Origin of the sequence: Bradyrhizobium sp. sGM-13, from assembly GCF_018398875.1 — a bacterium.
In the GTDB taxonomy this organism is placed as follows: Bacteria; Pseudomonadota; Alphaproteobacteria; order Rhizobiales; family Xanthobacteraceae; genus Bradyrhizobium.
Map to the genome: position 1 here is coordinate 125,672 of NZ_JAGWDK010000008.1, position 11,641 is coordinate 137,312.

7 protein-coding genes and 4 pseudogenes are annotated in these 11,641 nt (G+C 56.5%); 4 read left to right on the forward strand and 7 right to left on the reverse strand.

Annotated features, from left to right (window positions below; all coding sequences use genetic code 11):
- Nucleotides 1-50: 50 nt before the first annotated feature.
- Together KJQ96_RS14310 and KJQ96_RS42010 are read left to right on the forward strand one after the other, a co-directional pair.
- Nucleotides 51-1,001, forward strand: a complete 951-nt coding sequence (locus KJQ96_RS14310; RefSeq protein WP_213287228.1) for a class I SAM-dependent methyltransferase — start codon at nt 51-53, stop codon at nt 999-1,001.
- 141 nt (nt 1,002-1,142) lie between these two features.
- Nucleotides 1,143-1,220: pseudogene (locus KJQ96_RS42010) on the forward strand (IS66 family transposase zinc-finger binding domain-containing protein); the annotation flags it as partial.
- Here KJQ96_RS42010 and KJQ96_RS14320 read toward each other — a convergent pair.
- Nucleotides 1,198-1,536, reverse strand: a pseudogene (locus KJQ96_RS14320) (transposase domain-containing protein); the annotation flags it as partial. The pseudogenes KJQ96_RS42010 and KJQ96_RS14320 overlap by 23 nt on opposite strands.
- 238 nt (nt 1,537-1,774) lie before the next feature.
- On the opposite strand from KJQ96_RS14320, the pseudogene KJQ96_RS14330 reads away from it, so the two are divergent.
- A pseudogene (locus tag KJQ96_RS14330) lies at nt 1,775-2,576 on the forward strand (IS66 family transposase); the annotation flags it as partial.
- Between the two features lie 501 nt (nt 2,577-3,077).
- On the opposite strand, the gene KJQ96_RS14335 reads toward KJQ96_RS14330, so the two are convergent.
- Nucleotides 3,078-4,055, reverse strand: a complete 978-nt coding sequence (locus tag KJQ96_RS14335) for a glycosyltransferase family 2 protein (RefSeq protein WP_213287229.1) — start codon at nt 4,053-4,055, stop codon at nt 3,078-3,080.
- An 857-nt stretch (nt 4,056-4,912) separates the two neighbouring features.
- Between KJQ96_RS14335 and KJQ96_RS14340 the strand changes: the two genes are divergently transcribed.
- Nucleotides 4,913-5,959 (forward strand): UDP-glucuronic acid decarboxylase family protein, encoded by a 1,047-nt coding sequence (locus KJQ96_RS14340; RefSeq protein ID WP_213287230.1) that lies wholly within the window; start codon nt 4,913-4,915, stop codon nt 5,957-5,959.
- Nucleotides 5,960-6,201: 242 nt separating this feature from the next.
- Here the strand turns inward: KJQ96_RS14340 and KJQ96_RS14345 are convergent.
- The 5 genes and pseudogenes from KJQ96_RS14345 to KJQ96_RS14365 all read right to left on the reverse strand — a co-directional run.
- Nucleotides 6,202-6,320, reverse strand: a pseudogene (locus KJQ96_RS14345) (transposase); the annotation flags it as partial.
- Between the two features lie 85 nt (nt 6,321-6,405).
- Nucleotides 6,406-7,680: a glycosyltransferase family 4 protein gene (locus KJQ96_RS14350; RefSeq protein WP_213287231.1), complete on the reverse strand. Its 1,275-nt coding sequence runs from the start codon at nt 7,678-7,680 to the stop codon at nt 6,406-6,408.
- A gap of 459 nt (nt 7,681-8,139) precedes the next feature.
- The gene (locus KJQ96_RS14355) at nt 8,140-9,273 is read right to left on the reverse strand and encodes a DegT/DnrJ/EryC1/StrS aminotransferase family protein (protein ID WP_213287232.1); all 1,134 of its coding nucleotides are present in this window, start codon (nt 9,271-9,273) and stop codon (nt 8,140-8,142) included.
- A gap of 219 nt (nt 9,274-9,492) precedes the next feature.
- Nucleotides 9,493-10,350, reverse strand: coding sequence for a glycosyltransferase family 2 protein (locus tag KJQ96_RS14360; RefSeq protein WP_213287233.1), 858 nt, complete (start codon nt 10,348-10,350; stop codon nt 9,493-9,495).
- A 261-nt stretch (nt 10,351-10,611) separates the two neighbouring features.
- Nucleotides 10,612-11,604 carry an NAD-dependent epimerase/dehydratase family protein gene (locus tag KJQ96_RS14365; RefSeq protein ID WP_213287365.1) on the reverse strand — a complete coding sequence of 331 codons (993 nt, stop codon included), beginning with the start codon at nt 11,602-11,604 and terminating at the stop codon, nt 10,612-10,614.
- Between the last annotated feature and the right edge of the window lie 37 nt (nt 11,605-11,641).

Consider the following 11,641-nt stretch of genomic DNA (forward strand, 5'->3'; position numbering starts at 1 on the left):
GCTCAAAAGCGTCGTCGGGCATCTAACATTTTCTTTGGAGGTCCCTTGCCATGTTAACCAAAGAGAGACGGGCCATCAACGCTGTACCGGTGGCTAAGTGCAATAATTGCGGATCGCTGGAATACGGCGTCGTTTTTGAGGCCGGAAGCGCGCAGGTCAATCAAATCGTCCGATGTGGAGATTGTGGGTTGATGTACGCGTTCCCCATGAACAGAAACAATTTGTCGCAATATCTGAACGACGCGCCAGCGACCCTGACGGATCAGAGCCGTCAGGTCAAACATACAGCGGATAAGATGCCGGACTATCGAGTTATGGCACGCCGCCTGGAGGAGATTCTACCTCGAAAAGGCGCGCTCTGCGAAATCGGGGCCTATTCGGGGGTGCTGTTGGATTACTTGCGTTCGCGCGGGTGGACGGTTTCAGGGATCGAGCCCGACGGCTGTGCTGTGGGCTACGCCCGACGTGTCTTCGGACTTGATGTCCATCACGGCACGTTGGACACCGCTTCGCTTAAACCCGAGTCCATCGACGCGGCGATCATGCTGCATGTGATCGAACATTTGGATGACCCAGCGCGCGCGGTCGTTCAAGTACATCGCATTCTCAAGCCCGGCGGAATTTTTGTGGTCGAGACGCCGACTTACGATTCCTGGACCTTCAAGATCCTTGGGCGGCGAGAACGCAGTGTCAGCTGCGACGGACACATTTTCTTTTACACTCAAAAGACTCTTTCCGCCTTGTTGCAGCAGCACGGATTCGAAATCGTTAAAACCCAGCTGGTAGGACGGACGATGTCGCTGGGTCGGCTGTTGTTCAACATTGGCGTCATGGCGAAAAACAGAAAAATCCAGGATCGGCTTGCGGCTCTCGCGGCGTCGCTCGGTCTGGAAAAGTACTACATTTACCTTAATGCCGGGGATATGGTGCGGATGTACGCTCGCAAGGCGAGCCCCGGGCAACGAGGAGCAGAGCATGCACCAACGCTCGATGGAACTTGAGCGCGGCGCTTGAAGGGAACAGCATCCGTCATAGGTTAGCGCGGCGCCCATCCGATACGACGGTCCGGTGTCGACGGAAAACCGCCTGGTCTCTCCACTCCCCGAACGCGGTTGCGCAAAAATTCCGTGAGATGCAATGGGCCGACGTCGTGCGCCTGTTGCGGCGGTGCGCGGTTGTCCAAGCTCGGCGAGGACATTATTGAGACGCTGGAGGTGATCCGTACGCATCCGGCGACGGCCCCTGGTCAGGTCGCTTTGGGCGGATAGCCGATTGCGCACAGGCGGCGTGAGCGACGCTCTGAGGGCGCCAGTTCCAAGGCAGGAGTTCGTGGATGCGCCTGGCGGGATGATCCGGCAGGCGAGCCAGCACGTCGGCGAGCCAAGCCTGTGGATCGATGTCGTTGAGCTTTGCGGTGGCGATGAGGTTGTAGATCGCCGCCGCACGTCGGCCGCCCTCATCGGAGCCGGCGAAGGTCCAGTTTCTTCTGCCGACGGCGACAGCCCGTAGCTCGCGCTCGGCGGCATTGTTCGACATATCGGACAGCGCCGCGACCGCGGCCTTCAGCATCGCCGCGCCGTCGCCGCAACCTGGCGCGGCGCCTGTAAGCTCTCCAGGACTATCTTGAGCTTCTCGCCCTCGGACCAGCGGCGGCGCCGGCCGGTATCCACCACTTCAAGCCGTTCGACTTGCGCACTGCGCCTATCACTGTCCATAAGGACAGTTCTCGACACCGCTCCTCATTCGGCAAGGTGGCCGCCACCGGATGCGTACGGTGATCCCGAAATCCTGGAAGGTGATCCAGCAGGTCCGGGAGAAGTTCAGCTGCCGTGATTGCGAGAAGATCATCCAGGCCCGGCGCCATTCCACGTCATCGCCCGCGGTTGGGCCGGTCATAGCGTTCGGCCTGCCGGTTCAGCGGCTGATGCTGGCCGAACTTCTCGAACAGCAGGTCCGATCTTGGAAGCCGCGTGCTGGGTCCATGCCAGACGGCCGTTCTTCGTCATCTGGCGGAGAATGCGCGCCGCAAGGTGCAGGGCAAAAAGCCAGCGGTGGTCTCGCCTCTGGCGCTGGAAGCAGTCCGCCGGATCGACGCCTTGTTCGAGATCGAGCGAGGCATCAACGGCGAGCCGCCCGAACGGCGCCAGGCCGTCCGTCAGGAGCTGAGCTCGCCGCTGGTCGCTAATCTGGAAGCCTTGATGCGTGAGCAACGTGCCAAGCTCCCGCGCGGAAACGACGTCGCCAAGACGATGGACTATATGCTCAAGCGCTGGAAGGTGTTCACCCGCTTCCTCGACGACGGACGTATCTGCTTGTCGAATAACGCCGCCGAAGGAGCCCTTCGCGGGATCGCTCTGGGTCGAAAGTCGTGGCTGTTCTGTGGCTCCGATCCGGTGCGGACGGTGCCGCGGTGATGTACAGCCTGATCGTCACCGCCAAAATGAATGACGTTGATCCGCAAGCCTGGCTCACCCGACGTTCTGGCGAGTATCGCTGCGCATCCCATGCAAAGGCTCGACGAACTGCTTCCGTGGAATTGGCGCGACCGAGACAGGCACGTCGATCGGGCAGCCTGAAGTGATCGCTACGCGGTCTTCACCGGATGCTTACTTATCATCCAGAGCTGCAACTCATAAGCGGGGCCTCATGCTGGTTACGGTCAACAAGCATAGACACAAGCCGATCCCTTCATAGAGATCGTGAAGCTCGCCTATCCCATGTGCCGCGAGAAGGTGGGAGCGGAACGACCGTTACATTCTAAGCCTACCGGTTTATAACGAACCGCAGATCACGCCGTCATCCGGAAGGTAGCCGCTGAGCAGCGCTTATGCTTCATGCTCTGGTCCTTGTTTTGGGCCAGAGCGAACTTCAAACCGGATTAAGCCGCGGTGCAGGTCATCACGCTTCAGCAATGATGCGCTCGACTTCGTAAAGAAGTGTGCCGACTCGTGCGGTCGATTTGGTCACGATCGCAGCGAAGCGATCAAAGCGCTACGGCGCCCGCAATAGATAATTGCAACGCGTATGAGTGACCCGATTCATGCTAGAATTCGGCTATAGACCTCTGAAGACCTCGCTCAAGACTTACTCGGACTTCTATCTCCTCCTGCAGCACGCATGCTTTGGATCAGCGATCTTTTGCATACGCGAAGAATCATAATCGCCGTTTGCCAGATATGGCTCGCGGTGTGAAGGTCGCGCTGCTTCCAAGAAAGCTTGAGCATGTGTGCCGCTAATTTAGTCCATTGCCGCTTGGCTACAAATTCGGACCAAGCAAACATCGAGTCATAGAACGAGATCACCGGCTGCTTGCCATTTTCGATGAGCTTAGTATTCAAATACTTGTCTAAAACGTGACGGAATTCTGGCGTTTTTGCCCTATCGGAGTGATACCAATTGTTGCTACCGTGAAGCCGGTACGTGCTCAGATGTTTATCCATAGAGTACGCGTCCCCGATAAGAAAAGAACCGTATACGATGAAGTCATCGGCCGAAACACGCACGCCCTTTTCTGGGATCGGGAAAAGCCTATCGGCTAGCATTCGGTTGATTGAGATCCCGGTCGTTGGCCCAGCGAGGTACTCAAGAAAATGATAACGCTTGGCGGAGTCGTAAAGATTCATTGGAGATTGGTGCAATCGACGCGCTAGAAAAGATGCATCAACATCATCGCCTGCCAGATTTTTCACTGCCACGCTATGATGCAGAAGTATCGGGTTTGAACTAACCCCATGCGCACAAAAAAATTCAATCACTTGCGCAACCTTGTTCGGATAAAAGTAATCATCAGAATCTAGAAAGCATAAAACATCGCCACGGCACGCCAATACGCCGGCGTTCAGCGCCGATGCTTGGCCGCCATTTTCCTTAAGGACCGCGATGATTCTGTCGCCGTAGTCAGTAATGATCTGCCGCGACTCATCCTTAGAGCCGTCATCTACCACTATGACTTCTGTACGCGGATAGGTTTGATTCAGCGCGCTGTCGATGGCTTCCTTCAAGAAACCAGCATAGTTGTAGTTGTTGATAACGATACTTACGAGAGGGGTTTGCATGCCCGCTAACCTTCATCATGTGAAGGGAGATTAGGTCTACTCGATCCAACAATCGACACTGCCGGAGATTGTTCGCCGATGTCATTGCACGAAACGTAATCAACGAGAAGAGGAGGTGGCATCCCCTTGCCGCACGGGATTTCTCGAGGTGGCAACGCGTTTGAGGACGTGCCAGCAGCCTTCGAACATCCAGATCCGGATTGAAACCGAACCTCCGGATAGCGAGGTGATTGTCCTTTTTCGGATTCCGTCAGAGATGCCGTTCGCAAGCACATGAAAATCCGCCTGCTTACCACTTCCATCTGCGTCCACAATACGAACTCAGCGTCGTCGCAAACGGCATTTTCACGCAAGACGACCCTTCATCGAAGTCCTCGACCAAGCCGGAAAGCTCATCGCCCTTCAAACATAATAAATAGATATTAAATTTCAATTGTTATCCACTTAAATCTTAAATCCGATGGCCAGTTTGATTAAATTGGCATTTTTAATTGCGGCAAGGTGGAAAGAAGCGCCGACCGATGGAACGCGCCATCCGAGTTCGCCTTCACCTGCCACCCTGACCGGGGATTTGGCGCTATCCAGGGGCTCCGCGCCAGCTGCCGCCGCTCCACCGCCCAGTCGGCCAACGCACGGCTGGGGCAAACTTTCCGGATTTCATAGAACTGGGCGCTCTCCATTACGTGCTCCAGATTCTTCGGCTGCTATTAATTCATTTGCCTTTAATGCCGTTTGCAAGATAAATTAAGGTTGGTTATTATTTAAATAAAGGCGCTTTAAGCTTAATTTCAATCGCAAATTTGCTTTCACCCCTTGCAGGGCCGGGGGTTCTTGCATGCGGGCGATAGGAGACCAAAATGGCACGAACCTATGCTAGCCGAAAACGCGTTCTAGTGACAGGAGGGGCGGGCTTTCTCGGTTCGCATCTGATCGACCGGCTGTTGTCAGACGGACATGAAGTCCTTTGCGCTGATAACCTATTCACGGGCACGAAGCGCAACATCGAGCACCTTCTTACGAATCCTCGCTTCGAATTTCTACGCCACGACGTGACCTTTCCGCTTTACGTTGAAGTGGATGAAATTTATAACCTTGCCTGTCCCGCTTCCCCCATTCAGTATCAGCACGATCCGGTGCAGACGACCAAAACGTCGGTGCATGGCGCAATCAACATGCTCGGCCTCGCCAAACGCTTGAAATGCCGCATACTGCAGGCATCTACGAGCGAAGTCTACGGTGACCCCGCGGTTCATCCGCAGACCGAGCACTACTGGGGTCATGTCAATCCAATTGGACCCCGTTCCTGTTACGATGAAGGCAAACGGTGCGCCGAAACCCTGTTCTTTGACTACCATCGCCAGGCCGGCGTTGAAATCAAGGTAGCACGCATCTTCAACACCTACGGACCTCGCATGCACCGCGCCGACGGCCGCGTAGTCTCAAATTTCATCATTCAGGCGTTGGCTGGCGAGCCGATCACTCTGTTCGGCGATGGCAACCAAACCCGCTCATTCTGTTTTGTCAGCGACCTTATCGACGGCCTCGTGCGTTTGATGGAAACTCCGCCTTCTTTCACCGGGCCGGTTAACCTAGGCAATCCAGTCGAATTCACCATGCGGGAGCTTGCCGAACTCATTCTGAAAGAGACTGAATCTTCGTCAAAACTGGTCAATATGGCATTGCCTCAGGACGACCCTAGACAGCGCCAACCAGATATTTCATTGGCAAAAGCAAAGCTCGGATGGGAGCCTCAGATAAAATTGGCCGATGGCCTCAAGCCGACCGTGAACTACTTCAGGCAGGATAATCTACAGGCTGGTGCGGTTCGAAAACACGTCCAGACCACAGTAGCGGCTCCACAGGGCCCCACGATTTTACGCGAGTTCGCCGGCACTGCCGGCTGAGCTGGTATCGGTTGTCTGAACAGAATCTCCGCATCGATAGGTGGAGTCTCTGACGACGATGGTCGAACGACGCGGCGAGTCAGGAAATGAGCGTGTATCCGATCATGGCACGGTTCACCTGCAACGCCATGCTCGCCTGGAGCAAGGACACAGTCATCGAGGGTTCAGACCACCGTCAGGCAGAAACTCCACTTAACGCGCTGTTCATATTCACGAGATCAGCTCGCCTGGCATCGGACACTTTCCGGCCCGCCATACTTGGCATTCCATTTGTGCAAAGCCGCGCTGCTGATCCCGTGTTTGCGACACACGTCGGCCATCTTCGCCCCGCCTTCCTGCTCTCCCGCAATATCCCGACGATCTGTTCTTCCGTGAAGCGACTCGACTTATGTCCATCCCCCGGGACCCCTACGGATGGATACGATCCTTACCTGGAACGGCGTGGATCATCCTTTCGGTGATCTCCCAACTCCCTCTTGAACCGGCCGCGTCTGCGCGAGAAGCGAAGCCGCTGTTTTTGCTTCATGGCGTTTGACCAGATGACGGATTCCGTTCGGCGCGTACTTTCCAAAATGGAGTAAGGCCGCGGTTCTCAATCCGTCCGCAACAACGGCCAAAACGCGTTGCCGCTGGGCAACTGCGTCTTGGCAATACTTCTCAAGCTGTGCACAGATTTTCTCTATGGCGAAGTGTTCTACGACAAACTGACGCGAGAACACGCCTAATGCCGGTAGCCTGTCTCTGCTCTCCGCCAAAGCACGGATATGATTTATCAGGCGCGTATTGCTCTGGCTACCGTCGCCGATCCCGTAAATACCATAGTAGTAGAATGAATTCGCAGTCTCGGGCGTGAGCGGTGAAGAAAAGTTCTGCTCCCCCACAATGATAACCGGCTTACCGAATGCCATTCCACGCAATGCTGATCCGCCCATCCCCACAACGATGTCGGCCGCAGCATATGCTGCACGAGGATCGAGAAGCTCGCCAGTAAAGATCACCGCGTGTCGGCCTATTTCCGCGTTGGTTTCGGCGGCAAGTCGTTCCAGTTCCTCTCTCGCCTCACCGTCACCGACGATTATGAGCCGCAGAGGAAGATCACGACCCAATACACGGACAGCATCAATGGTTCGGCGCAGACTTTCCCCTTTCAACTGTGTTACGAGCCGCGAGACAGTCACCAGCACCAAGTCATTTGTCTCAATGTTGTAGCGATCCCGAAATGGTCTTGGATCCACAACGCCCGGCTTGTTCAAATCTACATCCACGGGGGGGACGAGGAGTTCCGCCCGTCGCCGGCCCGCCGCTTTTGCCCGGTCCACGAGCTCTGGCGTCCCAAACATGGTGAGCGGGGTCTTGGGCAGAAGCCTGTGTAATACGTCCGAAAGCGTATATGATACGAGCATCGGAACTCGTTCCAGGTGCAACGTGTAAAAAGCATCAATGCACTGCCACCAATCCCAAACATGAACCAGATCTGGACGCTCGCGCCGTACTACGTCGCGCAGTGTTCGCATCATATGAAGTGTGGGAAGGAAGTTCTTATTGTGCGGTGCCGGTATGAAGCGAAGACCTTTAGCCTTTGCGAGCTCGACCATGGGCCCAGGCGCTGCAAAGAGCACGACATCGTGCCCATGGAGATCACGGAGCGCCGCGGCTAGTTCAATCGCATTTGTTTGACTTCCGCCCACTTCCATATGAAGAGCAAAGACAACGATTTTCATAGGGCCTGCCACTCCAAGCTGCGGTGTCTAAGTCGTTTCATCTACTATTCTCCCGTCGCTGAGGCTGACTCATGCATCACCTTCAGTATCTCCGCCGGCGGGGGATAAGCATGGAAATCAGTTCGCATTGTTCAGACAGCATCCGTAGTCTAGGCAAGCGATGTACTCGGCAAGCACGCGTTGCATGCCATCGGGCGCAGCTCTCATCTATCGTCGCCACTTCCAGGCTCAACGACGTCAAACCCGTTGCCAACTTCGCCGAAACCCTCACGGCCGTCATCAACGGCTACGCGCAAATCCAGATCGAAGACCTCATCCCTGTCCATTCCGAAAGACGTCAAGCCCGAGTCGTTGGGGGATTGGTGACGCGCTTACATGGAACTGAAAAAACAGCAGATTGGGCCTTGGCAACATATCGTACATATCTCGCGAGTTCTCGCATCGCCACAATTGTCGGACTTACAGGTGTGCCCTCAACGCGTCAGCCACACGCGACTGATCATGTTCGTCCATTTGCGCATAGATCGGCAGCAATATCGAATGATCCTGCGCATGTTCCGATTGACGAAGATCTTGGTGCGGCCCGCCGTTCGAGTAGACTAGCTCGCGGTGTGCGCACATAATCCCTCGCCGTGTCGCGATACCTTGATCGAGCAGACTCTGCATGACAGCTCTCTGATCTACCCGCTCCGGTAATCCCACGCAGTAGCTTTGCCAGTTCGATCGCGCCCAATCCGGCTCGTTTGGCAACCTGAGGTTCCTGAGATTGCCGAGCAGTTGGGCATATCGAGACGCGAGCGTACGCCGCCGCGAGAGGAGTTCTGGCAGCCGCTCGAGTTGCTTGCGTCCAACCGCGGCCTGAATGTCGGTCATCCGGTAATTGAAGCCGACCATCAGATAGTCTTCAAAAATCACCTGCGATGATCCGTGCCGGACGGTATCCGGTACACTCATCCCGTGCTGCCGGAGCAGCCGAAACTTGCGGTCAAACTCCGGATTGGAAGTGGTCAGCATGCCACCCTCTCCGGTCGTAATCACCTTGCGTGGATGGAAGGAGAAGCAGGCGATATCTCCGTGAGGCTTTCCGATCCGCTCCCAGTGACCATTGAACCTGATCTCGCTACCCGCAGCACAGGCGGCGTCTTCAATCAGTATCAAGCCATGCCGCTTCGCCAACGACACGAGCGAACCAAGATCGCAGGGCATGCCCATTTGATGAACTAGAACGATGGCACGCGTACGCGGCGTAATCGCATCGGCCGCTAATGCGGGGTCGATGTTGTATGTCGCCGGATCGATATCGACGAAGACCGGGATTGCCCCGCAGTATCGGATGCAGTTGGCCGTCGCGATGAAGGAGTGACTGACGGTGATCACCTCGTCACCCGGCCCGATGTTTGCCGCTATCAAGGCGACGTGCAATGCGGTCGTGCAATTCGAAACCGCGCATGCATGAGGCGCACCAACCAAAGTAGCGAATTCTCGCTCGAATGCAGCAACCTGCGGCCCCTGCGAGACCCAGCCAGATAACACGGCCTCGCGAGCCGCGTCGGCCTCCTCCCTCTCAAGAAGCGGAATGGCAATCGGGATCACGAAGCGAGCGCCTCCTGCTTGCGCGCTGGGCCGCTCGGTCTCGTAAGACCTGGAGTTGGTCCAGCTTGTTGAGTTGATCCCGTTCGGGGAAATAACTTGCGCTGCATTTAATTTCAATAGTCCACGTTTAATTAGCTGATGGGCTATTAAAATCAAGTTATTTTTATGCCGTGATGTCCGATCCTGTTTCCTAAAGGGGCTCTAAGCAAATTACGACCCTCATTTGATCGAATCCGATAGTGCCGCGCGAGAAGTCTCGTCGCGTTGCCAGAGGCGAGCTTCCCCAAGGGAATCTGTGGCTGCCCTCCACCGAGCAACAATATTGACACCACAATAAATCAATAAGCCGGGCCATAAGTGAGGTTCTTTGAACAGTGCGATGAGCGCCCGATTATTTGCCTCTCCGTTGTTTGCCCGCAGCTCGGGAAAGCGCTGGGTGAGCTCTAGTGTTCCCCTATAGGCACGAGTTCTGACCGCAATCAGCTGCGACAGAGTGCGTGGGGCGAATACCCTAGACCTCACGCAGGGCAGTGTCTCCCGCTCCTCTCGTCTGAACTGAAGCCGGACATAGGTGTCATCAGCAATGACGTCCGGAAATTGGCCGAACCGCCTCCGCCCCGCCTCGGACAAGGCGTAGACGCCGGAACCGCCGATTCCCTCGCGCGAAGACGGCAGGCGTGACCGAATGCCGAAATACTTGCGGACGAACCAGGAACAGCCCTCCAGATTGATATCGGCCATAGGAGCCACCGCCAAGACGTCGCCTTGCTCGAGGCGACTTGCCAAAGACAGAATGGCATCAACGGCAATAACAACGTCGGCGTCAACATACATCCGCGGAAACACGTCTGCGATTTGATCGCCAAGGTTCAGAGCGTTGGTCTTCCCTGCGGTGTCCGTTTCGACAACATGGACGGTTGGACCGAAACGCCGGGCGACGTTTGCGGTTTCGTCTGTACACCCGTTACAAACGACGACCACGCGGATGTCGTCCGAAGCAGGGTTGCCGACCCATTGGCTCAACGCCCGTGCAATCACAGAACTCTCGTTGTGGGCTGGGACGACGATCGAAATCATGGCGAGCTGGGTCGGAATGGATCAGATGTGCACACCTCTTTGAGGCTGCCGTAGGCCTTGTCAGTCTTGTCGCGGTGCTTCAGCCTCACAGGTGTTTCCCTTGCGGGGGGTGCGGCGCAGGCATCTGCCATGCCGATTAGAGCGGCTAACCCGTACTCAAAGGCTGCCATTTGCGGACCCCGCGAGATATAGCCAGATGGCACGGCCCCGCGCGTGCCGCCTCGGCCTCTTGATCTGCAAGGAGCGACATTGCGATCGAAATCACGACGCAGCCGCCTGTCGCAGACGGCCAGCCGTGAGCTCGCGTTCGGCGCGCCACCATTTCACGAGATCTGCCAATCCCTGCTCAAGCGTCGTGGTGGCGCGGAATCCCAGCAGACGCTCTGCCTTCCCGGTCGACGCCAGCCGACGCGGCACCGGATTGACCGAGCGCTCCGGCGCAAACTCCGGGAGCATGCCATGGCGGCCCATTGCCGATGCGAGCGCCGTTGCAAGCTGCACAAGGCTCGTCTCCGTGCCGGTACCCACGTTGAACACTTCGTCCGTCACCTTCGCCCTGGCTGCGAGAATATTGGCACGCGCGATATCACGAACATGTACGAAGTCCATCGTCTGCTGACCGTCGCCAAAAATGACGGGCGGCAGGCCGGCTTCCAGCCGCTCCATCCAGCGGATCAGCACCTCGGTGTAGCGCCCGTGGATGTCCATCCGGTCGCCGTAGACGTTGAAATACCGGAAGGCGACGTAATCGAGCCCGTGCATGTCGTTGTAGGAACGAAGCAGCCCTTCGTTGAAGGCCTTGGCGGCGCCGTAGAGGGTGCGATTGTCGTAAGGATTCTGCCGTTCGGTCGTAGGAAACTCCTCGGCCATGCCGTACACCGATGCCGAGGATGCGGCGATGACCTTCTCGATGTTGTACTTGACGCATAGTTCTAGCAGATCGAACGTCGAGTCGACCATGACTTCCATGGCCAGCCGCGGCTCGGCCGCACAGTGGGTAATACGAAGCGCTGCTTGATGAAAGACGACGTCGGCCGCCTGCACCAGTGCCGCCATGAGTTTGCCGTCGCGTATATCGCCATGGACCAGGCGCACGGGACCGCGCGAGATGGCGCGCCGAAGATTTTCCGGTCGCCCTCTCACCATATTATCGAGCGCAACGATTTCGGCGCAGCCTTCGTCGCACAGCAGATCGATGATATGCGAACCGATAAAGCCGGCCCCACCCGTAACCAGAATGCGCCTACCCTTCAGATCAGCCAAGATGCTCTCCTGTTGTTGGGCCTCAGCA